Origin of the sequence: Paraburkholderia sp. J41, from assembly GCF_905220235.1 — a bacterium.
Classification (GTDB): domain Bacteria; phylum Pseudomonadota; class Gammaproteobacteria; order Burkholderiales; family Burkholderiaceae; genus Paraburkholderia.
Genome location: NZ_CAJMZE010000020.1, coordinates 1 through 24458, shown reverse-complemented (window position 1 = coordinate 24458; position 24458 = coordinate 1). Strand labels below are relative to the sequence as shown.

The window sequence follows — 24458 nt, the reverse complement described above, 5'->3', positions numbered from 1 at the left end:
GTAACGAACGCCCATCCGCACCGGCCGGCTGAAAGCCCGCCAGGCGGGCATTGAGCGCCGCCCGTAGCGTCCGAGCGCACACGAAACCACCGACTCACAAGGGAGCAGGCCTTGATTCAAAATTTCGATTTCAACGTCGCGGGGCAGACCGGCCAGTTTTGCGCGAGCCTCGCCGAAGACGGCACGCGGCGCGTGCTCATCAGTTACGCGGATACGGCGAAAACACTCGTGATCCTCGATGGCTCGGGCTTGCTGGGCGCGATCAAGGCGGAACTGGAAGAACCCGAGCAACTGATCGCGCATGCGATCAAGAAGGCGCAGAGCGAAGGGTTGATCGAGCGCGCGATCCAGTCGGGCGAAATTCAGGAGGCGTCGCTGTAACCCGCTGATTCGCCACGGAGAAAGCCGGTTCGCGGTGTTCTTTGCGGTCGCGCCCGGCGCGGCTTTCTCAGCGCGATGCTTTTCCCGCCGCCTGCGCGGTTTTTGCCGCCGCAGCCGTTCGGCCCTGCTTTGCGCGCGCCTTCGGGGGCGGTTGTTCGTTCGCGTGCGCCGCATCGGCCTTCACGAGCCAGGCGAGCGCCGCGGCGGCCAGCAGGATCGCCGTGGAAATCGACGCCTCGGCGCGCAGGCCGAACACGACCTGCGCCGCGCCGGCGCCGCCCGTGAGCGCGCCGAACGCCGCCACGCCCACCGCACCGCCCGCCTGACGCGCCGTGTTCAATAGCGCCGACGCCGTGCCCGCGCGCGCGGGTTCGGCCGTGGAAAGCACGGCCGTCGTCATCGCCGGCACGGCGAGGCCCATGCCCGAAGGGATCAGCAGGAAAGCGATCAGCACGAAGGCGAGCGGCGTCGTGGCGTTCACGGCGATCAGCGAGGCGTAGCCCGCGCCCGCGATCAGCGCGCCGGCGATCATCGGTGCGCGCGTGCCGTAACGCGCGACCACATGGCCGCTCGCGATATTCGAGAGCAGGAAGCCGCCCGTGAGCGGCACGAACGCGAGACCGGCCTGGAGCGGCGTTTGCCCGCGCGCGTGCTGAAGATAGAGCGCGAGCACGAACACGGTCCCGTAATACGTGAGATTCACGCAGATGCCGAACAGCACCGCCGCGCTGAACGTGCGGTTGCGCAGCATCGCGAGCGGCACCATCGGGTCGCGCGTGCGCGCTTCGGACGCAACGAACGCAAAACCGGCCACGGCCGCGAGCACGAACCCGCCCGCCACGGCCCAATGCGCGAAACCGAGCGGACGCCATTCGATCACCGCGCCCGTGAACGCCGTCAGCGCGACGACGGCGAGCCATTGTCCGCGCAGGTCGAGACTGCGCCTCGGGCGCGCAGCGGCGCGCGCCGTATCGGCGAGGTTCGCGGGAGAGGCGGCATTCGCGCTTGCGCCGACGGCACGGGTGGCGGCGGTATCGGCGGAGATATCGGCTTCGGCGCGGCGCGGCGCGGGAATCCAGGCGAGCGTGGCCGCGAATCCCGCCGCGCACAACGGCAGATTGACGAGGAAGATGCTGCGCCAGCCGAACGCGGCGATCAGCAAGCCGCCCGCAACCGGCCCGGCGGCAATCGAGATCGCGCCGGCGGCGGTCCAGAAGCCCACGGCGCGGGCCCGCAGCGCGCGGTCGTGGCGGCACGCCTCGTTGAGCAGCGCGAGCGAATTCGGCAGCATGGCGGCCGCGCCCGCGCCTTGCAGCGCGCGGGCGGCGATCAGCATGGCCGGATCGGCGGCCAGCCCGCAGGCGAGCGAAGCCAGCGCGAACACCACCAGCCCAAGCGCATAGATGCGCCGCGCGCCGTAGCGGTCGCCGAGTATGCCGCCCGAGAGCATCAGCACCGCGAAGGCGAGCGTGTAGGCGTCGACGATCCATTGCAGCCGCGCCACGTTCGCGTGCAGATCGGCGGCGATGCGCGCGAGCGCGATGTTGACGATGGTGACGTCGAGCTGTGTGACGACGAAACCCACGCTCACGGTCGCGACGATGCGGGCGAGCGTGGGCGTGAACCGGACGGAGGGCGTAGGCGAGGAAGTCATGCGTCCCATGTTAGGACGACTGCCCGGCGCGACGTTTCAGCGCGAGGTGAAGCGTCGCGGCCCGCCGGGCGCAGGGGCGCCGGGTGTTCAGCCCTCGCGCGGCGGGTCTCTGAAGAACAGCGTCGTGAGCGCGCCCAGCACGCAGATCGCCGCGACGTAATACGCGGGCGCGAGCGGCGCGGACTTCATCATGAGCGCGACCACGATCGGCGTGAGGCCGCCGAACACGGCATACGCGACGTTGTACGAGAACGAGATGCCCGAGAAGCGCACGACCGCCGGGAACGCGTTGACCATCACGTAGGGCACCGCGCCGATGGTGCCCACGAGCAAGCCGGCAACCGCATAGAGCGGCACGAGCAGCGAGGTGTCGACGGCCATCTCGCGGAACAGCGCGTAGTAGGCGACGGCGAGCGCGATGCCGCCGACCGACAGCACGCGCCGCGCGCCGAAGCGGTCCGCGAGCGCGCCCGCGCTCACGCAGCCCACCGTGAGGAACAGCGTCGCGACGCAGTTGGCGAGCAGCGACGTGGTGGCGTCCAGATGGAACTGCTTCTGCATGAGCGGCGGCGTCATCAGGATCACGACGACGATGGCCGCCGAAAGCATCCACGTGAGCAGCATCGAGACGATCACGGCGCCGCCGTGGTCGCGCAGCACGGCTTTGAGCGGGATTTCGTCGGCGAGCGACTTGCGCGCCTGCATCTCCGCGAAAACCGGCGTTTCGTGCAGCCATTGGCGCAGATACACCGAAAAAAGGCCGAACACGCCGCCGATCAGGAACGGCACGCGCCACGCCCACGCCGAGATTTCCGCGGGCGCGAAATGGTGATTCACGGCGGCCGCGATCAGCGAGCCCAGCAATATGCCGAACGTGAGGCCCGCCGTGAGCGTGCCGCATGCATAGCCGGTATGGCGGCGCGGCACGTGCTCGGAGACGAACACCCACGCGCCCGGCACCTCGCCGCCCACGGCCGCGCCTTGCAGCACGCGCAGCGCGAGCAACAGCACGGGCGCCAGAACGCCGATGCTCGCGTAGGTCGGCAGACAGCCCATCGCGAGCGTGGGCAGCGCCATCATCAGCACGGAAAGCGTGAACATGCGCTTGCGGCCGAGCAGATCGCCGAAATGCGCCATGACGATGCCGCCGAGCGGCCGCGCGAGATAGCCCGCCGCGAAGATGCCGAACGTCTGGAGCTGGCGCAGCCAGTCGGGAATCGCCGCCGGAAAGAACAACTGGCCGATCGCGGGGGCGAAGAACACGAAGATGATGAAGTCGTAGAACTCGAGCGCGCCGCCGAGTGCGGCGAGCGCGAGCGTCTTGTAGTCGCTGCGGGTGAGCGCGCGCGCGGCGCCGGGCGCGCGTGTGCCGATTTCTGTTGCTTGCATTTCCGAAAACCCGGGTGTTGTTATGTGCGAGAGAGGTGCGATGCGTGCAAGACGCACGCGGGCGTGCGTTTGCAAGGGCCGGATCGCCTGATGCGCGCGTGGCGCGGGAGCGGCGGTCGTCGGAAGTGGGCGCGAGGGTGGGGCACGAAACGACGCGTCCGGGCGGATGGGCGGACGCGCCGACGACTTCAGGCCAGTCCGCGATTTTACAGGAACCGGCGGCGCGCCTCTTCCGCTACGGATTTCGGACTCGTCCGATGGGCAGGCTTTGCACATTTCAACAGAATTGCGCGGCTTTATAACAATCGACGAGGGGATCACCATGCGCATCGCGATTCTTCAGAGCGACACCGAACACCGCCAGCAAATCGAACGCATGCTGACGCAATGCGGTCACGCATGCCTTCCGTTCAGCGACGGTCTTGCGCTGGCCAAAACGCTTTCGGCCTCGACCGTCGACATGCTGGTGCTCGACTGGCAAGGCTCCCGGCTTTCGGGCGCGGAACTGCTGCGCACGCTGCGCGCCGTGAACGGCAATCAGATTCCGGTGCTGTTCGCCTCCGAGGACACTTCGGACGACAGCGTGGTGCGCGCGTTTTCCGTGGGCGCCGACGATTACGTGAATCTGCCCGTATGCCCTTCGGTCATGCGCGCGCGCGTGAACGCGTTGCTGCGCCGTGCCTATCCCGACCGTTACGACAACATGACGATCGACGCCGGGCCTTATCACTTCGACATGCGCCGCCAGTTGGTCACGGTACACGGCAAGCCGGTGCCGCTTTCGGGCACCCAGTACCGGCTCGCCTCGCTGTTCTTTTCCAACATCGGGCGCGTGCTTTCGCGCGACCATATTTACGCGATGGTGTGGGGCCGCGAGTTGCACACGCTCACGCGCACGATCGACAGCCATGTGTCGCGGTTGCGGCTGCTGCTCGACATCGAGGAACCGAACGGCTTCCGGCTCCAGCCCGTGTACAAGAGCGGCTACCGTTTGCTGCGTTTGCAGGACGACGCGCCCGCGGAACATGCCGACGCGCCTCTAGCCGGCGGCGAAGCGCTCGCGCTGGCGTAACAGCGAGGTTGCGCGAACGTAATGAGCGGATGCAAAAAGGCGGCGGCACGTTATGCGTGCCGCCGCCTTTTTCGTGACGCTTGGGACACTCGTAACGCGCCTAGCGCGCGAGCCCGAGTCCTTGCAGCACGGCGTTGCCTTCCGAAGTGAGGCGAATGCGCGGTGCGCCCGCGTCGTCGGAAACCTGCTCGACGAGACCGGCTTCCTGGAGCATCGGAATTTCGGGCTTGGCGCGCGCGTCGATGGGCGCGTGCAGCAGCAGCAACAGCGTGGCGAGTTCGTGGTGGCTCAGCAGCCGGCGCAGGATGGTGCGGCGTGCGGGCTTCGCGGCCGGCTCTGCGGCGCGCTCGGCGCGGTCTGCGTCGATCTGCGAAATGGGCGTGTTCACGGAACCTCCTGCGGCGTTTCTTTTCAGTGACGCGATGATGCGCACGAACACTTAAGCGATTCTTAAAACGCGCGTCGAAAATGTGTCGCCGCGCTACATGACGCTACCTTCGTTACGTCGCGTAAGAAGATGCAACGCCAAGAAGATGCGCCTGTAAGGCGCGCGGCGGACGAAGCATGCGCCGGGCGCCGGGCTTGGGGCCGACGCCGCGCTCGGTGCCGGCGCGCCGCCCGCGTCAGGGCGCGCAGGTCTTGCTCGCCCCTTCGATCCACATGTTCGACGGATGGCGCTTGCCGGCGTAATAGCGGTATTCGGTCGTGCCGTTGTCGTGGCGAATCTTGATGACGTTGTCGTCGGCGAATTCGAGCATTTGACCTTGGGGCAGCGGCGTCGTGGAGAAGCTGGCCTGATGGCGCTGCGCCTCGACGGTCAGGCACGAGACCACGTCCTGAACCGACCGGCTGGTCGTGGAATCGATCACCGGCTGGCCTGCATCCGGGTTGCTCTGGAACCACGCGCACGCGCCAAGCGTGAGCGAGAGGGCGAGGGGCACGGCGAGCTTCTTCATATTTCTCCTGGTAAGCCTGAAAGCAACGGCTTTCAATAGGTAAAAGCGCGGTAAGCGCGCGGTCGGACGGCGGCAGGTAGCCGGTCATTATATCGGCAGCATGTGCTGTGCCGGGCTCGGGCGGGCAACCACGCGCGCGGCGGCCCGGCCGGCATTCCCGGACGACGCGCGCGCCGCGCGCCGGTGTTGCGGCCTTACGACGCCGCTCCATCGCCCGTCATACACTCACGCAATTACTGACGGAGAGAGATAGACTGTCTGAGAGGTGCTGTTACGTAATCTGACGTTGACGTCAGGAGAATGCGTATGAACCGCCCGTCGGTACGTTTTCCTCTTCGCGCCGCAGGCGCCGGCTCGCTGCTGCGGTGGGTCAAGTGGGGGCTCCTCGTCGCGGTGCTGGCGGCGCTCGTCATCGCGGCGCGCATCGTCCAGATCGAAATCGACACCTCGCGTCTCCAGGCGCGCTATCTCTCCGAACTCACCCGCGACATCGGCTTCACCGTCGAAAACGGGCCGAGCCACAGCATCCGCTTTCCCACCACCAACGGTCCATACGACGTGCGGCTCGGCTACGCCCAACTGCCCGCGTTCGAGCAGCGGCTCGCGCAGCGCGGCTTCACGATCGCGGCGCAGGCGCGCGATTCGGACCGCATGATGAAACTGGCCGATCAGGGCCTCTTTCTGCCCTATGAAGAAAAGGATCAGGCGGGCGTCGTGCTGCGCGATTCGGCGGGCGCGACGCTCTTTCACACGCGCTATCCGCAGCGGGCCTACGAAAGTTTCGACGCGGTGCCGCCGCTCGTGCGCAACTCGCTGCTCTTTATCGAAGATAAATATTTGCTTGCCGCCGACCAGCCGAACCGTAATCCGGCGATCGACTGGGGCCGTTTCAGCCGCGCGCTGGCCGATCAAGGCTTGCGTCTCGTGAATCGCGGTCAGCAGACGCCCGGCGGCAGCACGCTTGCCACGCAGATCGAGAAATTCCGCCACTCGGCGGGCGGCCGCACCTCCACGCCGCCGGAGAAGCTGCGCCAGATCGCGTCGGCTTCGGTGCGCGCGTATCTCGACGGGCCGCAAACGATGCCCGCGCGCCAGCAGATTCTCGTGCATTACCTGAATTCCGTGCCGCTCGCGGCGAAACCCGGCCTGGGCGAAGTGAACGGCCTGGGCGACGGGCTGGCCGCGTGGTATGGCCGCGATTTCCGCGACGTGAACCGCATCCTGCGCGCGCCGCTTTCCACGGCGACGCTCGACGAACAGGCGCTCGCGTTTCGCCAGGTGCTCTCGCTGCTGATCGCGCAGCGCGCGCCGTCGTACTTCTTGCAGCGTAACAACGACGCGCTCGCCAGGCTCACCGACAGCTATCTGCGCCTGCTCGGCGCGAACGGCGTGATCGCGCCCGCGCTGCGCGACGCGGCGCTTTCGGCGCAGCTCGTGCTCGACCGCTCGAAGGCCGCGCCGGTTGCGCCGGCATCGTATGTCGAACGCAAGGCCGTGCTTACGTTGCGCACGCAACTGATGCAGGCGCTCGGCCTCAAGACGCTCTACGACCTCGATCGCCTCGACATGACCGCGACCGCCACGCTCGACGACAGCGTGCAGCAAGCCGTGAGCGACCGCCTCGCCGACGCCGCGACCAAAGACGGCGCGCGCGCGGCGGGTCTGGTGGGCTTCGAAATGCTCAAGCCCGCCGACGATCCTTCGAAGATCGCATACAGCTTCACGCTGTTCGAGCGCCGCAACGGCGAAAACCTCGTGCGCGTGCAGACCGACAGCGTGAATCAGCCGTTCGACATCAACTCGGGCGCGCGCTTGAATCTCGGCTCCACGGCGAAGCTGCGCACCATCGTGACGTATTTGCAGATCGTGAGCGCCTTGCACGCGAAGTACGCGAACGACGACACGAAAACGCTGCGTGCCGCGCTTGCGCAAACCGACCCGAGCGACGCGCTCTCGCGCTGGGCGCTCGACTACCTCGCCAAAACGCCCGACCGCTCGCTGCCCGCAATGCTCGAAGCGGCCGTGGAGCGCAAATATTCGGCGAGTCCCGGCGAAACGTTCTACACGGGCGGCGGCGCGCAGAGCTTCAATAATTTCGAATCGAGCGACAACGGACAGATCCTCACCGTGCGCCGCGCGTTCCAGCATTCGGTGAATCTCGAGTTCGTGCGCCTGATGCGCGATATCGTCCACTACGAAATGATTCGGACGTCAGGGCCGCCGCAGCAGTGGCTCGACGATCCCGCGGTACGCCAGCGTTTTCTCACGCAGTTCGCCGATGCGGAGAGCCAGGTTTATATGAAACGCTTTTACGCGCGTTATCGAGGCAAGAGCAACGACGAAGCGCTCGCCATACTGCTTGCGCACACGCGCAAGGGGCCGGCGCGCATTGCGACCGTGCTGCGCAGCGTGGACCCGAACGGCGCGCGCCCGTGGTTCGACGCGCAGATGCGCGCGCAGTTGAAGAACACGAAGTTCGAATGGCTCGACAGCGACGACCTGGCGAAGTATTACGACAAGTACGCCATCGGCAACTTCAATCTCAACGATCGCGGTTATATCGCGGGTGTGCATCCGCTCGAATTGTGGCTGCTCAATTACCTGCGGTCGCATCCCGACGCCACGCTCGACCAAGTGCGGCAGGCGAGCCGCGACACGCGCCTTTATACCTACAAGTGGCTGTTCAAGACGAAGTATCACGCCACTCAGGACCGGCGCATCCGGCATATGATCGAACTGCGCGCCTACGATGCGATCGGCCAGTCGTGGCGCGCGCTCGGCTATCCGTTCGACAGCATCACGCCTTCGTATGGCGCGGCGATCGGCGCGTCGGGCGACCGGCCGGCGGCGCTCGCGCAACTCATCGGCCTGATTTCGAGCGACGGCGAAAAGCTGCCGACGCATAGTTTCGAGTCGATCGACTTCGCGCGCGGCACGCCCTATGAAACGCGTTTCGTGCATGCGGCCACGCCGCCGCAAGCGCTCATTTCTCCGGAGATCGCGCGGGTTGCGCGCGAGCTGCTGACTTCGGTGGTGGAGGGCGGCACGGCCAAGCGTCTCGCCGACGGCATGACGTTCGCCGACGGCAAGTCGCTGCCCGTGTACGGCAAGACCGGCACCGGCGACCAGCGCTTCAACGTCTATGCGCCGGGCGCGCGCCTCATCGAATCGCGCAAGGTGAATCGCAGCGCAACCTTCGTGTTCGTGATCGGCGACCGCTTTTACGGCACGCTCACCGCGTGGGTACACGAGCCCTACGCCGCGCGCTATACGTTCACGAGCGCGCTTTCGGTGCAGTTGCTGAAGTCGATGGCGCCGGTGCTGCAACCGCTGCTCGAAGCGAAAGCGAAAAGCGGCGGCGCCGCGCCGCAAGTCACGTTGATCGACCCGGCCACGGGCGACGTGCGCCGCGTTTCGTTCGATTCGGATCACTAACCGATTGCGCCGATAAAAAACGAGGCGGGCATGCGTGCCCGCCTCGTTTGCCTTGGTGCGTTCGATCAATATGCGCCGGGAGGCGGCGGCGATCCCGGCGGAGGCGGCGGCAGATAGCGCTGTTGCTGCGGCGCGGTCTGATACGTCTGGTACGGCTGCTGGGTGGCCATGCGGCCCGGCGCCGGCACGCGGTTGCCGTTCGCGTACATGCACTGGAGATAGGCGTAGTCATAGCGGCGCTGCACGTCGTAGGCCGTGCCTTGCGCGTTGCCCATGCCGACCGCGCTGCCCGCGAGCAGACCCGCGCCCGCGCCGATGGCCGCGCCCTGGCCCCCGCCGAACGCCGCACCCGCGGCCGCACCCAGCGCCGTGCCGACCACCGCGCTGCCGACGCCCGCATTGGTGGCGGCCTGGTTGGCGTCCACGCCGCCGGTTTGCTGGAACGCGAACTGGCGGCAGTTGTAGTCGTCGTTGCGGAACTGGTCGAAGGTCTTGCCCGTGCCCGGCAGCGCCATCACGCTCGGACCTTGCGGAACGACCGCGCACGCGCTCAGGAGGCCCGCCGTGGCGAGCAGCGCGAGATAAGTGGATTTCATGTGCGACTCGATATCGTCAAGGTGTTCAGTTCGAAGGCGCTGCCTGGGCCGGCACCGCGCGCCAGCCCGACGAGCATTGCTTCACGTAGGGATAGTAAGTTTTGGAGGCGTTGCAGTAATACCAGGTGTCGCCGCTGTCGTTGCCGGGCGCGACGCCCGGCGGCGTATCGGATTGCTCTTGCGACTGTTCGTCCGGCGCGACGCCTTGCGGCTGGCCTTGCTCGATGTATTCGGGCTGCTCCGGCGGCGGCGCGACGATCACGGGCGGCGGCGCGTAGTAGTAAGGCACCGGCGCGACCGGATAGTAATACGGCACGCCGCCGCCGATGAAGACGCCGACGTGCGCCGCATGCGCCGCGCCGCTCGCACACACAATGGCGGCCGCAGCGGCCCCAAGGAAGAGTTTCGACCTTCTCACAACGATCTCCAGAGACGGAAAGACTGGCGGCGACGTCGCACGCCAGCGGATTCCCGAACGCTATGACATCGCGGGAATCATTGCAATTACGCGATTTCCACCGTTTTTTCGAGTTGTTACAGAAACGTTGCACATGCCGCGTGCCCGACGCGGCGCCAGTGCCTATCGGTCGTGAATAGCGCGCTTTCGGCGCGCATTCTCCGCGAACGCGCCCCAACGTGCTCGATTCATCCCCGCATCGCTTGTAACAATTGGACATTGAAGTCCGGCGCGCGGTTCGCCGCATCGCAACGCCGGGCATCCTCGAAAAGTCATTTCCACTTTGTCGCCGTAGGCCTTCCGCCAGCTTGAAATAGACTTTCAGCGCTATATCGCTGACGAGTCGTTGCTTGCCAGCCCTCAAAAATTAGTTAGGACTACAACATGAAGAAAAATCTTACGGGTGCGCTCGCTCTCGCGGTGCTGGCGGCGTCGCCGGCGTGGGCCGCGTTGGGCGGCGCGCCCACCTACCACGGCCTGCGTACCGTGCCGGACCAGCGCGTGATGGCGGCGGGCAAGGGCGCGGCGGCGGCCTACACGGTGAGCACGGCGACGCTCGCCAACGGAACCGTGGTCCGCGAATACCTCGATGCGAAGGGGGTTGTGTTCGGCGTGGCCTGGAACGGCCCGAGCATGGGCTCGCTTCAGTCGCTGCTGGGCAGCTATTTCCCCGCGTGGCAACAGGGACTCGCGAATGCGCGGGCGACGCGCGGCGGCGGCGCCGGGCCGGTTTCGATGCACGCGGACGATCTCGTCGTCGAATCGGGCGGTCACATGGGTGCGCTTGTGGGGCGCGCGTGGCTGCCGCGCGCGCTGCCGCAGGGCGTGAGTGCAGATCAGATCCGATAAGCGGGGAATGTCGATGAAGAAACTAACGGTGGTTTCCGCGCTCATGCTGAGCTTGGTGCTGGCGGCATGCGGCGGCGGTGGCGGCGACGATGGCGCGCCTGCGGCGTCGAACGGCGGGGCGAACGTACAGAACAACGGGGCGGGGAGCAAGGGCAGCGACGGCGGCGGCAGCTCGGGGAACGCGTCGAATGGTTCGGATGGCTCGAATGGCTCCGCGGCGGCGGCGGGCGGCGGCGGAACGGCGTCGTCCGGTTCGGGGGCGTCGGAATCGAGCGCGGCCGGATCGGGCAATTCAGGCGGCGGCGCGGCGACTTCCGGAGGCGCCGATTCGAGCGGGGCAGGCACTGGCGGCTCCGCTTCGAACGGCTCGAATTCGAACGGTGGCAATTCGAACGGCTCCAACACAAACGGCTCCGGTTCAAACGGCTCCGGTTCAAACGGCGCCAATGCCGGTTCGGGCGGCGCCTCCGGCTCGGGCACCTCGGGCGGTTCGAGCGCCGGAACGGGCGGTTCGGGTTCGAGCGGCTCCGGCTCGTCGGGGTCGACCAATTCCGGCAACGGTGCGAATACGGGCGGCGGCGCGTCGGCCGACCTTGGCAATACGGTGCCCGTGCTGGTTTCGCCGGCGTCGAGCGTAGTCAACTTCCCGCTGGTGAGCGTGACGATCTGCCAGCCGAACAGCGGCGCGCAAGCGAAATGTTCGACCATCGACAACGTGCTGCTCGACACCGGCTCGTTTGGCTTGCGCCTCTACGCCTCGGCGATTCCCCCCGCAACGCTCGCGGCGCTGCCCATTCAGACCGATGCCGCGAGCGGCAAGAACCTGGCCGTCTGCGCCAGCTTCGCCTCGGGGCACATATGGGGCAGCCTGCGCACCGCCGACGTCAAGCTCTCGCGCGAAGTGGCCGCCGCCGTGCCGATCCATGTGATGACGGACCCCGCCGTGGTGTCGGACAAGCCGCAAAGCTGCGCCTACAACGTGCCGCTCAGCTCGCCCTCCGTGCTTGGCGCGAATGGCATTCTCGGCATCGGCACCGCGCAATACGACTGCGGCACGTCCTGCGCGGCGGCGGCAATCGAAGGCGCTTATTACGTCGATGCGAAACCCGCCACGCCGGTGGCCGTTCCGCTCGTCAAGCAGGTGACGAATCCGGTCTCGCTTTTCCCGGTGGACAACAACGGCGTGATCGTGGAAATGCCGGCCATTTCCTCCAGCGGCGCGCGCACCGCAAGCGGCACGCTGACCTTCGGCGTGGGAACGCAGGCGAACAACTCGTTGAGCAGCGCGTCCACCACCCTACTCGCCACGGACCGCTGGGGCGATTTCCAGGGCAGCTACAACGGCGGCGCGTCGGTGTTGGCCTTCATCGACTCCGGTTCGAACTCCACGAACTTCGACGACCGCACGATCACACAGTGGGCCGGCTTTTACGCGCCGCCGGGCGAGTGGACGCGCGACATCACGATCAGCGATCTCGCGAACGCGAGCGCGAAGGTGACGGTGCGCTTTGCCAATGCCGTTTCGCTGATCAATTCCGGCAACCACGCGTTCAGCAACCTCGCGGGCTACATCGGCCAGATGGTCGATCTAGGCTTGCCGTTCTTCTACGGGCGGCGCGTGTATTACGGCATCGAGGGTGCGCAGTCGGCTGGCGGGCGAACCGGTCCATACGTCGCCTACACGAGCAATTAATCGGATAAAAACTGCTATTCCGCATAAAAGGCGCACTCAAAAGTGCGCTTTTTTTATGGCTTATGAATGAACGCCATTCATGCGCGGAAATGTTTGCATTGAACGCCATTTAATTAAATTAAATTGCCATGCAATGCTCATGACCCGCGGCAGGTCCGAATGAAAAAAATTGCGTAAGGGGAAACCCGCGCTAAAGTCGGCTGCCCCGCCGCCGTTATCACGCAAGTAGGACGCTTTCGAAAGACGCGCCAAAGCACGCAAAAGCAGGGCTTGCGGCGCTTTCGGCGCGGGCAGGACCGAGTACGAAGGCAGTCACGGAACGCCTCGAATAAATACCTGAGAGAACTGCCGGCGCATGGCCGGCGGCAAAGCCGGAAGCCGTAGCGATTTCGCACGCGCAACGAAAAGCGAGGGAAAGACAATGGAACATTCGACGCTGGTCAGTCCGCAAGACCTGGACGAATTGAGCGCCATTAGCGCGGCATTGCACCGTGTTCAGGCAGTAATCGAATTCGATCTCCAGGGCAATATTCTCAACGCCAACGAAAATTTTCTCGCCACGGTCGGTTATACGATCGAAGAAGTGCGCGGCAAGCATCATCGAATGTTTTGCGATCCCGATTACGCGCAGACCGACGCCTATCGCAACTTCTGGGAGCGTCTCGCGCGCGGCGAGTACGATCGCGGCGAATACCGGCGCCTCGGCCGCAACGGGCGCGAAATCTGGATCAACGCATCGTATAACCCCGTGCTGGGCGCGGACGGCCGTCCCTACAAGATCATCAAGTTCGCCACCGACGTCACCGCCATCAAGGCGCAGCACGCCGAATACGAAGGACGGTTGCGCGCCATCGACAAGGCGCAGGCCGTGATCGAATTCGATACGGCCGGCATCGTGCTGCACGCGAATCAAAACTTCCTCGACACGCTCGGTTATCGGCTCGAGGAAATTCTCGGCAAGCATCACCGCATGTTTTGCGAGGAAGCCTACACGGCAAGCCTCGAGTACCGCGAGTTTTGGGCCAAGCTCAATCGCGGCGAATTCGACGCGGGGCGTTACAAGCGCATCGGCAAGGGCGGGCGCGTGGTGTGGATTCAGGCGACGTACAACCCGATCTTCGACGTGAACGGGCGCCTCTATAAAGTCATCAAGTTCGCCAACGACGTCACCGCGCAAGTCGAACTCGAAGAAAGCGTGAAGCGTCGCGCCGCAGAGGATCAACGCAAGGTCGAAAAGCTGCTCGCGGTCGTCAATCGCGCGGCGGCCGGCGACCTCACTGGCGAAGTGGAGGCGAACGGCAGCGATCCTATCGACCAGCTCGCGGCCGGCATCAAGGGCATGATGAGCGATCTCGCGAGCGTGATCGGCAAAGTCGTGGACTCGGCGGGCACCTTCAAGGACTCCTCGCAAGACATTGCCGCGCGCGCCGATACGGTGGCGAGCGGCGCGCAGTTGCTGGGCGCGACCGTCGAGGAAATGAACGCGTCGATCGAGGAACTCACCGCTTCGATCAATTCGATCGCGGACAACTCGCGCGGCGCCGACCAACTCGCCAAAGATACGCAGGTGGAAGCGGAACGCGGCGCGAAAGCCGTGACGCGCTCGATCGAGTCGATGGAACTCATCAACCGTTCGTCGGAAGACATCGGCGAGATCATCAAGGTGATTGGCGAGATCGCGAGCCAGACGAATCTGCTCGCGTTCAACGCCGCGATCGAGGCGGCGCGCGCGGGCGAACACGGCCTTGGCTTCTCCGTGGTGGCCGACGAAGTGCGCAAGCTTGCCGAGCGTTCCTCGCAGGCCACCAAGGAAATTTCGAAGCTCATCAACGAGTCGGTCAAGCGCGTGGCGCAAGGCAGCGAAATTTCGAAGCAGGCAGGCGAGGCGTTCGAGCGCATTCTCGCAGGCGTGAGCCGCACGACGCAGGCAATCTCCGAGATTTCCTGCGGCGCCGACGAGCAACTGATTGCCGCCCGCGAAGTGAGCGCGGCAATCCAGCAAGTTGCTGAGGAGACCGAAAAATCGGCGGGCGCGTGCGATACCATCGCGCGCGCGGCGGCGGTCCTCAAGGGCGGCGCGGAAGGGCTCGACACCACGGTGGCGCGCTTCGTGGTGTGACGCTCGGAGAACCGCAGTGGATATCGACAACGACGCTGATTTGACGGTGCGCCGCGCGTTGTTCGAGCAGGTGCGCCGGCATACCGGCATTGCCATGAACGAGCGTAAATGGGTCATGCTCAAGGGCCGTTTGCGCCGCCGCATCATGACGCTGGGCCTGCCCGATTACGGCGATTACTTGCGCGTGCTCGCCACGAGCGCCGAAGAAGTGCGCGATTTCGTCGACCTGGTCACGACGAACGAAACTTCGTTCTTTCGCACGCCGCGCATCTGGGATTATCTCGCTCGCGATTTCTTGCCGCATTGGGCCGCCAATCGCGCGGGCGAAACCTTGCGCGTGTGGTCGGCGGCGGCGTCGAGCGGCGAGGAAGCGTGGAGCACGGCCATGCTCTGCGAAGAGTTTCGAGCGCGGCATCCCGCGATGCGTTACGCGATCGTCGGCACCGACATTTCAGACGGCATTCTCGCGAACGCGCGTGCCGGGCATTACGTTGGCCGCAGCATGGAAGGCTTGCGCCAGCAGCGGCCCGAACTGGTGCAGAAGTACTTTCGCAGCGACGCGAACGGTATCGCCGTAACCGAGCCATTGCGCGCGCACGTGAGCTTTCGCCGGCATAACCTCTATGACGTGCCGCGCGAACTCGGCCAGTTCGATCTGGTGCTGTTGCGCAACGTGCTGATCTATTTCGATCTGGAAGGCCAGAAGGCGGTGCTTGCCAACGTGCGCCGCGCGATGCGGCCGGGCGCGGTGCTGATCGTCGGCGAGTCGGAGTCGCTGAGCCGCGTGGCCGACGGATTCGCGTTCGAGCAGCCGCTCATCTATCGCAACCTGGAGCGGCAACCTGGAGCGCAAGCATGAGCTACCAGCGTGACGTGCAAGTGCGCATGTGCGAGCTTGCCGTGAGCAGCGGCGAAGAAGCGAAAATTCTTCGCGCGACATTGGGCTCGTGCGTCGGCATCGGCTTGCTGTGGCGCTCGCGCGCAACGTACGGCCTCGCGCATTGCCTGTTGCCCGGGCCGGCCGGAACGGCGCGGGCCGCGGGCGCTGCCGTGCAGCAGGCCGGCAACGGGGCGAAATATGTGGTCGAAGCGCTGCCCAAATTGCTCGCGATGATGCGTGCGAACGATGCGCCCGCGGGCGAGATCGAAGCGGTGCTCGCGGGCGGCGCGAACATGATGCATCACCGCACGAGCCTGCACGAACCCATCGGCGACTTGAACGTAAGGATGGCTAAGCAATTGCTCGCTGACGCGCGCCTGAAGGTCGTGCATGTCGACGTGGGCGGCGAATGCGGGCGCCAGCTGACCATCGACTGCGCGCAGCATCATTACGCCGTGCGCCATTTTTCGCGCCCGGCGCAGCAGCAGCGCGCCATGCCGCGTTCGTCCTGAAAGGAGCCACGAGATGAGCTTGCGTACTTCCGCAGCCGGCGCGAACGTCGAACTATACGGATCGTTTCATCTGGCCGGCTCGGAACTGGCGTTGCCGGTGGCCGCCCTTCAGGAAGTGGTGAATCACCCCGAAACGCTGACGCCCGTGCCGCTCGCGCCTGCGTACTTGCTCGGCCTGTTCAATCTGCGCGGAACGCTGATTCCGGTGGTCGATCTGCGTCAGCTACTGCGTCTCGACGCCCCCAGCGCCGCCACGGCGCGCAAGGTCGCGATCGTCGAAACGGGCGGCGCGCGCATTGGCTTGCAATTCGATGCAACGGGCGAAATTCTGCGCGTGCCGCGCGAGCAGATCGTCACGCTCGAAGTGCCGGAAGGCGGCGCGCCTTCCGCGATTGGCGCGGTGCTCAAGCTCGACGAGGGCCAGCGCATCCTGCAAGTGCTCGCGCCCGCCGTGCTGCTGAACTTGCGCGACATGCCGCAGCTTGCGCAGGCCGCGCCGCGCGTTGCCGCGCGCCGCACGCCAGGCGCGCAGCACAAGAACGTGTCGTTCAAGGTGGGCGCGACGGCGCTCGCATTGCCGATGGGCGCGATCCAGGAAATCATTCGCGTGCCGCCGTTGCAGCAGTCGCCGCTCGCCGACGACGTATGTATCGGCATGCTCAATCTGCGCGGCGTGACGGTGCCGGTGCTCGACTTCGGCGGGTTTCTGGGATTCACGCCTGCGGACGATCAGGAGACGCGCGCCGAGGATCGCCGCATCGTGATCCTGCACCGCGACGACCGGCATTTCGGCTTGCTCGTGGACGAGGTGGCGAGCATTGTGGCGTATCGCGACGAAGACCTGCTGCCCATGCCCACGTATGGCGGCAATGCGCAACGCACGCTGTTCTCGGGCTATCTCGCCTCCGCCACGCGCGCGGGCGTGCTGCTGCTGAATGCGGACGCGTTGTTCGGCAACGCGCGCATTGCGGCCGTTGCCGCCGGGCATCGCGAGTTGTATCGCAACGTGGCCGCGAAGGCGGACGCGGCGCAGCAGCGCGGCGCGCGCACGCGGCAAACGCTGGTGACGTTCCGGATCGGGCAATTGGTCGGCGTGCGTATCGCGCAGTTGCGCGAGGTGATCGAATACCGCGACGACATCGTGCCTACGCCCGGCTTGCCCGCATTCGTACGCGGCGTGCTGAACTTGCGCGGCACGCTGGTGACGGTGATCGACGTGCGCGCGATGTATGCGATGCCGCCTTACGACGATCTCGCGCGGGCAAAGATCCTGATCGTCGAGTACGAGAGCGAAAAGTACGGACTCCTTGTCGATTCAGTCGAGGATATCGTCACGCTCAATGGCGCGGCGCAGATGGCCGTGCCTTCCATGCTCACGCGCGGCGAGGGTTCGCATGTGCGCAACGACATGCGCGAAGCGGTGGAGTTGCCGGGACAAGGCACGGTGATGCTATTCGAGCCCGCGGCAATATGCGCGCGCGTGGCCGAGGAAGCCGCGATTTCCTGACGCTTTTTCCGCGCTTTTTCCGCGATTTCCTGAAGCTTTTTCCACGCTTTTTCTGCGATTTTTTAGCGTTTTTCCGGTGTCTTTGCCGCCGCGCCGCGCTCGCGTTCGAGCCGGCGCAGCGCTTCGCCCACGTCCTGGCTGAACTGCGCAAGCGCCGCAAGCTCGAGTTGCGGCGGCTGTAACGCCGACCACAGCGCGTCGGCCAGTCGCTCGGCGGTGGCGTCGATATCCGTGCGGCGATTTGCGAGCGTTGCGTCCCACAGCACGTGCTCCATCGGCCCGAACACGAGCGAGCGCAGCAGCCGCAGCGGCAGATCCTTGCGAATTTGCCCGTTCTCCTGACCGCGCGCGAGCACGCGCATGAGCGGCGCCGTATAGCGGCGCTGCATTTCGATGAGCGCCTCGCTCAATTCATGATGCCGCGTGCGCCCTTCCGACAGCACCAGTTCGCAAATGCCGGTGCCGCTTTCCAGCATCAGTTGCAGATGCATGCGCACGATGAAACCGAACTGCTGGCGCACCGTGCCGTCGCGCGGCAGACCGCCTTCGATCGCGGCAATGGATTCGTCATACCAGTCGCCGATCACGCGCGCGCACAACTCGCGCTTGCCCCGAAAGTAGCTGAACACCGTGGCTTCGGAAATGCCCAGGCGCTGCGCGATTTCGGCCGTGGTGGCGCGCGCGTAGCCCTTTTCGGAGAACACTTCGCGACCCGCTTCCAGAATTTCGCGCACGCGCTGCTGCGACTTGCGCCCGGCCGGCTGGCGGCGCGACGCGGGTAGAACGGCTTTCTGGGCGGGAAGGGTAGACATTTGAGTTCGATTCAACTTGCAGCGAGGTAAGCCGAATTATGCTTGCTGGAAGCGCGTAAATTCAAGGTTTTTTGCGTTATCAAGCCGATTTGAGCGTTACTCAGAAACGCCTATTGACGTTTACGTAAATGTGGCGTGAAATGGCGTTCATCGTGCGCCATGAGCGCGACAGATTCCATGGAGACAAGAATGAGCAACGCACCCGGTTTGCAGTTCCCGCTTGGCGAAGAAGTCGAAATGCTGCGCGACAGCATCGCGGGTTTCGCTGCCAGGGAAATCGCGCCGCGCGCGGCGGAAATCGACCGCACGGACCAGTTCCCCATGGACCTGTGGCGCAAGTTCGGCGAGCTGGGCGTGCTCGGCATGACCGTTTCCGAGGAATACGGCGGCGCGAACATGGGCTACACGGCGCACATGGTGGCGATGGAGGAAATCTCGCGCGCATCGGCTTCCGTGGGGCTTTCGTACGGCGCGCATTCGAATCTTTGCGTGAACCAGATTCACCGCAATGGTACGCAGGCACAGAAGCAGAAATATCTACCTAAACTCGTTTCCGGCGAGCACGTCGGCGCGCTTGCCATGAGCGAGCCGAATGCGGGTTCCGACGTCGTGAGCATGAAGCTGCGCGCCGAAAAGAAAGGCGATCGTTACGTGCTCAACGGCACGAAAATGTGGATCACCAACGGCCCCGACTGCGACACGCTCGTGGTCTACGCGAAAACCGATCCGCAGGCCGGCCCGCGCGGCATGACGGCGTTCATCGTCGAAAAGGGCATGAAGGGCTTTTCGGTGGCGCAAAAGCTGGACAAGCTCGGCATGCGCGGTTCGCATACGGGCGAGCTGGTGTTTCAGGACGTGGAAGTGCCGGAAGAAAACATTCTCGGCCAACTCAACGGTGGCGTGAAAGTGCTGATGAGCGGCCTCGACTACGAGCGCGCCGTGCTCGCGGGCGGCCCCACGGGCATCATGGCCGCCGTGATGGATAACGTCGTGCCTTATATTCACGACCGCAAGCAGTTCGGTCAGGCCATCGGCGAATTCCAGCTTATTCAAGGCAAGGTCGCCGACCTTTACACCACGTTCCAGGCGTGCCGCGCGTATCTCTACGCGGTGGGCCGTCAACTCGACACGCTCGGCGCGGAACACGTGCGCCAGGTGCGCAAGGATTGCGCCGGCGTGATTCTCTACACCGCTGAAAAAGCCACGTGGATGGCGGGCGAGGCGATTCAGATTCTGGGCGGCAACGGTTATATCAACGAGTATCCGGTGGGCCGTTTGTGGCGCGACGCGAAGCTCTATGAAATCGGCGCGGGCACGAGCGAGATTCGCCGCATGCTGATCGGCCGCGAGCTGTTCGCGGAAACGATGTAATCCTAACTATTTCCGCTTCAAGGGAGAAGGCAGGATGCCGATCATCGAATCGAAGCTCAATCCGCGCTCGGAAGAATTCAAGGCGAATGCCGCGGCGCTCGACGCACTGGTCGCGGATTTGCGCGAGAAGATCCAGAAGCTTTCGCTGGGCGGCGGCGAGGCGGCGCGCGGCAAGCATCTGGCGCGCGGCAAGCTGCTGCCGCGCGAGCGCATTGCACAATTGCTCGATCCGGGCACGCCGTTTCTGGAGTTTTCGCAACTCGCGGCCTACGGCATGTACAACGACGACGCGCCGGGCGCGGGCATTGTCACCGGCATTGGCCGCATTGCGGGCCAGGAGTGCGTGATCGTTTGCAACGACGCCACCGTGAAGGGCGGCACGTACTATCCCGTCACGGTGAAGAAACATGTGCGCGCGCAGGAAATCGCGCAGGAAAACCGCTTGCCTTGCGTGTACCTGGTCGATTCGGGCGGCGCGAATTTGCCGAATCAGGACGAGGTGTTTCCCGACCGCGATCACTTCGGCCGCATTTTCTACAACCAGGCAAATCTCTCCGCGCAAGGCATTCCGCAGATTGCCGTGGTGATGGGCTCGTGTACGGCGGGCGGCGCGTATGTGCCCGCCATGAGCGACGAATCCATCATCGTGAAGAATCAAGGCACGATCTTTCTCGGCGGCCCGCCGTTGGTGAAAGCGGCCACCGGCGAGGAAGTGAGCGCCGAAGACCTGGGCGGCGGCGACGTGCATACGCGTCTCTCGGGCGTGGTCGATCATCTCGCGCAAAACGACGCGCACGCGCTGGCCATTGCGCGTTCGATCGTCGGCAATCTCAATCGGGTCAAGACGCCGCCGCTCGCGTTGAAAGAACCGCTGCCGCCGCGTTATGACGCGCAAAGCCTGTACGGCGTGATTCCCGTGGATACGCGCAAGCCGTTCGACGTGCGCGAAGTGATCGCGCGCATTGTCGACGACTCGGCGTTCGACGAATTCAAGGCGCGTTACGGCACCACGCTGGTTACGGGTTTCGCGCATATCTGGGGCCATCCCGTCGGCATCGTCGCCAACAACGGCATTCTGTTTTCCGAATCGGCGTTGAAGGGCGCGCACTTCATCGAACTCTGCGCACAGCGCAAGATTCCCCTCGTGTTCTTGCAGAACATCACCGGTTTCATGGTGGGCCGCAAGTACGAAAACGAAGGCATCGCGCGCAACGGCGCGAAGATGGTCACGGCCGTGGCCACGGCCAAGGTGCCCAAGTTCACGGTCATCATCGGCGGGTCGTTTGGCGCGGGCAATTACGGCATGTGCGGGCGCGCGTATTCGCCGCGTTTCCTGTGGATGTGGCCCAACGCGCGCATTTCGGTGATGGGCGGCGAGCAGGCCGCTTCGGTGCTTGCCACGGTGCGCCGCGACGGCATCGAAGCGAAGGGCGGCGCCTGGAGCGCCGAGGAAGAAGACGCGTTCAAGCAGCCCATTCGCGATCAATACGAACGCCAGGGTCATCCGTACTACGCGAGCGCGCGCCTTTGGGACGACGGCGTGATCGACCCCGCGCAAACGCGCGACGTGCTCGGGCTCGGTTTGTCGGCCGCGATGAATGCGCCGATCGACGATACGCGCTTTGGCGTGTTCCGCATGTAAGCGCGAGGAAAAAGCGATGCACTACGAAACGCTCACTGTGGAAATCGCGGGACACGTGGCCACCGTTACGCTCGATCGGCCCGACGTGCGCAACGCGTTCAACGAAACGATGATCGCCGAATTGACGGCCGCGTTCACGTCGCTCGGCGCGCGCGACGACGTGCGTGCGATCGTGCTCGCGGGCAACGGCAAGGCTTTTTGCGCGGGCGCGGATTTGAACTGGATGCGCAAGATGGCCGGTTATTCGGACGACGAAAATCGCGCCGACGCCATGCGTCTCGCGCGTATGCTCGCCGCGATCCATCGCTGCCCGAAGCCGGTGATCGCGCGCGTGCATGGCGACGCTTACGCGGGCGGCATGGGCCTCGTGTGCGCCGCCGATATCGTCGTGGCCGCGGAAACGGTGAATTTTTGCCTTTCGGAAGCGCGCCTCGGTCTGATGCCCGCGACCATCGCGCCGTATGTGATTCGCGCATTGGGCGAGCAGGCGTCGCGCCGCTACTTCGTCACGGCCGAAGCGTTCGACTGCGCAACGGCATGGCGCCTGGGGCTCGTGAGCGAAGCGGTAAGCGCGCAGGCGCTGGACGCCACCGTGCAGCGCATTGCCGAAACGCTGTGCGCCAACAGCCCGAACGCAGTGCGCGAATGCAAGCAGCTCGTGCAAGACATCGCGAGCGAAACGATCGACGAAGCCCTGATTGAAGATACCGCCGCACGCATCGCACGCATTCGTGCCAGCGACGAAGGGCGCGAAGGCGTGTCGTCGTTCCTCGAAAAGCGCGCGCCGAACTGGCGCACGAATCACTAACGAGAGCGCTCATGTTCAACAAGATTCTCATCGCCAATCGCGGCGAAATCGCCTGCCGGGTTGCCGCTACGTGCCGTCGGCTCGGCATCGGGAGCGTGGCCGTTTATTCGGACGCCGACGCGAACGCCAAACACGTTGCCTATTGCGACGAAGCCGTGCGTATCGGCGAGGCGGCCGCCGCGCAAAGTTACTTGCGCATCGAACGCATCATCGAAGCCGCGCGCGCGACCGGGGCTCAGGCCATTCATCCGGGCTACGGCTTTCTTTCGGAGAACGAAGATTTCGCGCGCGCGTGCGAAGCGGCAGGCATCGTCTTTATCGGCCCGCCGGTGGACGCCATTGCCGCGATGGGATCGAAAGCCGCGGCGAAAGCGCTGATGCACGCGGCGGCGGTGCCGCTCGTGCCGGGCTATCACGGCGACGACCAGGACGCCGCGCTGCTGCAACGCGAAGCCGACGCCATGGGGTATCCCGTGCTGTTGAAGGCGAGCGCGGGCGGTGGCGGCAAGGGCATGCGCGTGGTGGAGCGCAGCGACGACTTCACGGCGGCGCTCGCGTCGTGCAAGCGCGAAGCGGCGAGCAGCTTCGGCAACGACCGCGTGCTGATCGAGAAGTACCTCGCGCGTCCGCGTCACGTCGAAGTGCAGGTGTTCGCCGACCGGCATGGCAACGCCGTGTACCTGTTCGATCGTGACTGCTCGGTGCAGCGCCGTCATCAGAAAGTGCTGGAAGAAGCGCCCGCGCCGGGGCTTGCCGACGACGTGCGCCGCGCGATGGGCGGGGCCGCCGTGGCCGCCGCGCGCGCCGTGCAGTACGTGGGCGCGGGCACCGTCGAATTCATCATGACGGGCACGGACTTCTACTTCATGGAGATGAATACGCGCTTGCAGGTCGAGCATCCGGTCACGGAAATGATCACGGGGCTGGATCTCGTCGAATGGCAGTTGCGCGTGGCGGCGGGCGAGCCGTTGCCGCTCGAACAGTCGCAACTGAGCGTAACGGGTCATGCGCTGGAAGCGCGCATTTACGCGGAAAATCCCGCGCGCGGGTTCCTGCCTTCCACGGGCACGCTCAAGCATTTGCGCATGCCCGAGGGCGTGGAGTTTCGCATCGGTGAAGGCGCGAATGCCGCGCAGCGCGCCACGGTGCGCATCGACAGCGGCGTGCGCGAAGGCGATACCATCACGCCGTTTTACGATCCGATGATCGCGAAGCTCATCGTGCATGGCGCTTCGCGCGAGGAAGCGCTCGCTCGCATGTCGCGCGCGCTCGAACAATGCGAGGTGGTCGGGCCGCATACGAACGTGGAGTTTTTGCATCGGCTCGTGAATGGCGAACCGTTTGCCCATGCCGATCTCGATACCGGTTTGATCGAGCGTCATCACGACGCGCTGTTCGCGCCGCGCAAGCAACCGGTTCGCGAAGCGCTTGCGCTCGCATGCGCCGCGCTGCTGGCGCGGGAAGGGGCCGCCACGGCCAGCGCTTCGCCGTGGCAGGCGTTGGCGCATTGGCGCCTGAATAGCGGCTTCGCGCAAACTTTTACGTGGCGCGACATGGCGACAGACGCCGCATTGACCTCGGTGTTCACGCACGATAAAGGCGAGCAAACGCTCGCGTTTTCGGGGCAGGCGGATCGTTATGCGTGGTGGCGCGGCGCGCGGGCGGGCGAATTCGGCGCGACCCTCGGCGAAACGCGCGTAACGGGCAACGTGTTCGCGGACGGCGACGTGTTCCATGTATTCTGCCTTGGCGCGGCCATGGCTTTCGAATGGCAGAACCTGCTCGCGCATGCCGCCGACGCCGAGCATGGCGAAGGCCGTCTGACCGCGCCGATGCCGGGCAAGGTGGTCGCCGTGCTGGTCGAGCCGGGCGCGGTCGTCGAAAAGGGCGCGCCGCTCATCGTCATGGAAGCGATGAAGATGGAGCATACGATCGGCGCGCCGACTGCGGGCAAAGTGACCGAAGTGCTTTACGCGGTAGGCGATCAAGTGGCGGACGGCGCGCAGCTTCTGGTGCTCGAAGCGGCGTAGCGATTGACGGCGGGCTGCGGATCATGGAGCGCTATAAAAATCTGGGCGGCGATTCGAATATCGTCGCGTATGAAATTAGCGAAGGCGCCATTGCCGTGCAGTACGGGGACGGCTCGATTTATTCGTACACGGCGGCAAGTCCAGGTGCGCGGTTCGTCTCCGAGATGCAACGCCTGGCAATCGCGGGGCAAGGATTGAATGGCTACATCAATCGCATGGTTCGAAAGCGCTATGCGGAGAAGTTGCGTTAATCGTCGCGCTGAAATAAAAAAGGCGTTCCTTCTCCGGAACGCCT

21 protein-coding genes are annotated in these 24458 nt (G+C 65.1%); 14 read left to right on the top strand and 7 right to left on the bottom strand.

The window, feature by feature from the left end:
• The first annotated feature begins 111 nt into the window (after window positions 1-111).
• Window positions 112-381 carry a hypothetical protein gene (locus tag U5805_RS20540; RefSeq protein ID WP_322105333.1) on the top strand — a complete coding sequence of 90 codons (270 nt, stop codon included), beginning with the start codon at window positions 112-114 and terminating at the stop codon, window positions 379-381.
• A gap of 67 nt (window positions 382-448) precedes the next feature.
• On the opposite strand, the gene U5805_RS20535 is transcribed toward U5805_RS20540, so the two are convergent.
• Together U5805_RS20535 and U5805_RS20530 are read right to left on the bottom strand one after the other, a co-directional pair.
• The gene (locus U5805_RS20535; RefSeq protein WP_322105332.1) at window positions 449-2035 is read right to left on the bottom strand and encodes an MFS transporter; all 1587 of its coding nucleotides are present in this window, start codon (window positions 2033-2035) and stop codon (window positions 449-451) included.
• A gap of 87 nt (window positions 2036-2122) precedes the next feature.
• Complete coding sequence (locus tag U5805_RS20530) at window positions 2123-3424, bottom strand: MFS transporter (RefSeq protein WP_322105331.1); 1302 nt, start codon at window positions 3422-3424, stop codon at window positions 2123-2125.
• 322 nt (window positions 3425-3746) lie between these two features.
• Here U5805_RS20530 and U5805_RS20525 point away from each other — a divergent pair, with 322 nt between their 5' ends.
• Window positions 3747-4496: a response regulator transcription factor gene (locus U5805_RS20525; protein WP_322105330.1), complete on the top strand. Its 750-nt coding sequence runs from the start codon at window positions 3747-3749 to the stop codon at window positions 4494-4496.
• Between the two features lie 100 nt (window positions 4497-4596).
• Here U5805_RS20525 and U5805_RS20520 read toward each other — a convergent pair whose 3' ends face one another.
• Window positions 4597-4872 carry a hypothetical protein gene (locus U5805_RS20520; protein WP_322105419.1) on the bottom strand — a complete coding sequence of 92 codons (276 nt, stop codon included), beginning with the start codon at window positions 4870-4872 and terminating at the stop codon, window positions 4597-4599.
• Window positions 4873-5119: 247 nt separating this feature from the next.
• Window positions 5120-5452, bottom strand: a complete 333-nt coding sequence (locus tag U5805_RS20515) for a hypothetical protein (protein ID WP_322105329.1) — start codon at window positions 5450-5452, stop codon at window positions 5120-5122.
• A 306-nt stretch (window positions 5453-5758) separates the two neighbouring features.
• On the opposite strand from U5805_RS20515, the gene U5805_RS20510 reads away from it, so the two are divergent.
• On the top strand, window positions 5759-8887 hold the full coding sequence (locus U5805_RS20510) for a transglycosylase domain-containing protein (protein WP_322105328.1): 3129 nt from the start codon (window positions 5759-5761) through the stop codon (window positions 8885-8887).
• Between the two features lie 65 nt (window positions 8888-8952).
• Here U5805_RS20510 and U5805_RS20505 read toward each other — a convergent pair whose 3' ends face one another.
• Both U5805_RS20505 and U5805_RS20500 read right to left on the bottom strand, forming a co-directional pair.
• The gene (locus U5805_RS20505) at window positions 8953-9483 is read right to left on the bottom strand and encodes a YMGG-like glycine zipper-containing protein (RefSeq protein WP_322105327.1); all 531 of its coding nucleotides are present in this window, start codon (window positions 9481-9483) and stop codon (window positions 8953-8955) included.
• Window positions 9484-9508: 25 nt separating this feature from the next.
• Window positions 9509-9901, bottom strand: coding sequence for a hypothetical protein (locus U5805_RS20500; protein WP_322105326.1), 393 nt, complete (start codon window positions 9899-9901; stop codon window positions 9509-9511).
• Window positions 9902-10324: 423 nt separating this feature from the next.
• On the opposite strand from U5805_RS20500, the gene U5805_RS20495 reads away from it, so the two are divergent.
• The 6 genes from U5805_RS20495 to U5805_RS20470 all read left to right on the top strand — a co-directional run bounded on the left by U5805_RS20495 (window position 10325) and on the right by U5805_RS20470 (window position 17500).
• A complete protein-coding gene (locus U5805_RS20495; RefSeq protein WP_322105325.1) occupies window positions 10325-10789 on the top strand; it encodes a DUF2844 domain-containing protein in 465 nt (154 codons plus the stop codon).
• A 13-nt stretch (window positions 10790-10802) separates the two neighbouring features.
• The gene (locus tag U5805_RS20490; protein ID WP_322105324.1) at window positions 10803-12482 is read left to right on the top strand and encodes a DUF3443 family protein; all 1680 of its coding nucleotides are present in this window, start codon (window positions 10803-10805) and stop codon (window positions 12480-12482) included.
• 421 nt (window positions 12483-12903) lie between these two features.
• Window positions 12904-14601 (top strand): methyl-accepting chemotaxis protein, encoded by a 1698-nt coding sequence (locus U5805_RS20485; RefSeq protein ID WP_322105323.1) that lies wholly within the window; start codon window positions 12904-12906, stop codon window positions 14599-14601.
• A gap of 16 nt (window positions 14602-14617) precedes the next feature.
• Complete coding sequence (locus U5805_RS20480) at window positions 14618-15460, top strand: protein-glutamate O-methyltransferase CheR (RefSeq protein WP_322105322.1); 843 nt, start codon at window positions 14618-14620, stop codon at window positions 15458-15460.
• Entirely contained in the window at window positions 15457-15993 is a 537-nt protein-coding gene (locus tag U5805_RS20475; protein ID WP_322105321.1) for a chemotaxis protein CheD, read from the top strand. The genes U5805_RS20480 and U5805_RS20475 overlap by 4 nt, the downstream gene beginning before the upstream one ends.
• 13 nt (window positions 15994-16006) lie before the next feature.
• Window positions 16007-17500 (top strand): chemotaxis protein CheW, encoded by a 1494-nt coding sequence (locus U5805_RS20470; protein WP_322105320.1) that lies wholly within the window; start codon window positions 16007-16009, stop codon window positions 17498-17500.
• Window positions 17501-17562: 62 nt separating this feature from the next.
• On the opposite strand, the gene U5805_RS20465 is transcribed toward U5805_RS20470, so the two are convergent.
• Window positions 17563-18312 carry a TetR/AcrR family transcriptional regulator gene (locus tag U5805_RS20465; protein ID WP_322105319.1) on the bottom strand — a complete coding sequence of 250 codons (750 nt, stop codon included), beginning with the start codon at window positions 18310-18312 and terminating at the stop codon, window positions 17563-17565.
• A gap of 189 nt (window positions 18313-18501) precedes the next feature.
• On the opposite strand from U5805_RS20465, the gene U5805_RS20460 reads away from it, so the two are divergent.
• From U5805_RS20460 to U5805_RS20440, 5 genes are read left to right on the top strand one after another with little or no spacing between them, the layout of a single operon-like run.
• Window positions 18502-19683 carry an isovaleryl-CoA dehydrogenase gene (locus U5805_RS20460; RefSeq protein WP_322105318.1) on the top strand — a complete coding sequence of 394 codons (1182 nt, stop codon included), beginning with the start codon at window positions 18502-18504 and terminating at the stop codon, window positions 19681-19683.
• Between the two features lie 34 nt (window positions 19684-19717).
• Window positions 19718-21325: a carboxyl transferase domain-containing protein gene (locus tag U5805_RS20455; protein ID WP_322105317.1), complete on the top strand. Its 1608-nt coding sequence runs from the start codon at window positions 19718-19720 to the stop codon at window positions 21323-21325.
• A gap of 16 nt (window positions 21326-21341) precedes the next feature.
• The gene (locus tag U5805_RS20450; protein ID WP_322105316.1) at window positions 21342-22133 is read left to right on the top strand and encodes an enoyl-CoA hydratase/isomerase family protein; all 792 of its coding nucleotides are present in this window, start codon (window positions 21342-21344) and stop codon (window positions 22131-22133) included.
• An 11-nt stretch (window positions 22134-22144) separates the two neighbouring features.
• Window positions 22145-24163: an acetyl/propionyl/methylcrotonyl-CoA carboxylase subunit alpha gene (locus U5805_RS20445; RefSeq protein WP_322105315.1), complete on the top strand. Its 2019-nt coding sequence runs from the start codon at window positions 22145-22147 to the stop codon at window positions 24161-24163.
• A 23-nt stretch (window positions 24164-24186) separates the two neighbouring features.
• Window positions 24187-24414, top strand: coding sequence for a hypothetical protein (locus tag U5805_RS20440; protein WP_322105314.1), 228 nt, complete (start codon window positions 24187-24189; stop codon window positions 24412-24414).
• Window positions 24415-24458: the final 44 nt, after the last annotated feature.

Coding starts and splice junctions, on each gene's coding strand:
- U5805_RS20535 (WP_322105332.1), bottom strand. CDS start 2,035: ATGACTTCCTCGCCTACGCCCTCCGTCCGGTTCACGCCCACGCTCGCC.
- U5805_RS20510 (WP_322105328.1), top strand. CDS start 5,759: ATGAACCGCCCGTCGGTACGTTTTCCTCTTCGCGCCGCAGGCGCCGGC.
- U5805_RS20490 (WP_322105324.1), top strand. CDS start 10,803: ATGAAGAAACTAACGGTGGTTTCCGCGCTCATGCTGAGCTTGGTGCTG.
- U5805_RS20485 (WP_322105323.1), top strand. CDS start 12,904: ATGGAACATTCGACGCTGGTCAGTCCGCAAGACCTGGACGAATTGAGC.
- U5805_RS20525 (WP_322105330.1), top strand. CDS start 3,747: ATGCGCATCGCGATTCTTCAGAGCGACACCGAACACCGCCAGCAAATC.
- U5805_RS20475 (WP_322105321.1), top strand. CDS start 15,457: ATGAGCTACCAGCGTGACGTGCAAGTGCGCATGTGCGAGCTTGCCGTG.
- U5805_RS20505 (WP_322105327.1), bottom strand. CDS start 9,483: ATGAAATCCACTTATCTCGCGCTGCTCGCCACGGCGGGCCTCCTGAGC.
- U5805_RS20470 (WP_322105320.1), top strand. CDS start 16,007: ATGAGCTTGCGTACTTCCGCAGCCGGCGCGAACGTCGAACTATACGGA.
- U5805_RS20440 (WP_322105314.1), top strand. CDS start 24,187: ATGGAGCGCTATAAAAATCTGGGCGGCGATTCGAATATCGTCGCGTAT.
- U5805_RS20455 (WP_322105317.1), top strand. CDS start 19,718: ATGCCGATCATCGAATCGAAGCTCAATCCGCGCTCGGAAGAATTCAAG.
- U5805_RS20515 (WP_322105329.1), bottom strand. CDS start 5,452: ATGAAGAAGCTCGCCGTGCCCCTCGCCCTCTCGCTCACGCTTGGCGCG.
- U5805_RS20495 (WP_322105325.1), top strand. CDS start 10,325: ATGAAGAAAAATCTTACGGGTGCGCTCGCTCTCGCGGTGCTGGCGGCG.
- U5805_RS20445 (WP_322105315.1), top strand. CDS start 22,145: ATGTTCAACAAGATTCTCATCGCCAATCGCGGCGAAATCGCCTGCCGG.
- U5805_RS20530 (WP_322105331.1), bottom strand. CDS start 3,424: ATGCAAGCAACAGAAATCGGCACACGCGCGCCCGGCGCCGCGCGCGCG.
- U5805_RS20450 (WP_322105316.1), top strand. CDS start 21,342: ATGCACTACGAAACGCTCACTGTGGAAATCGCGGGACACGTGGCCACC.
- U5805_RS20465 (WP_322105319.1), bottom strand. CDS start 18,312: ATGTCTACCCTTCCCGCCCAGAAAGCCGTTCTACCCGCGTCGCGCCGC.
- U5805_RS20460 (WP_322105318.1), top strand. CDS start 18,502: ATGAGCAACGCACCCGGTTTGCAGTTCCCGCTTGGCGAAGAAGTCGAA.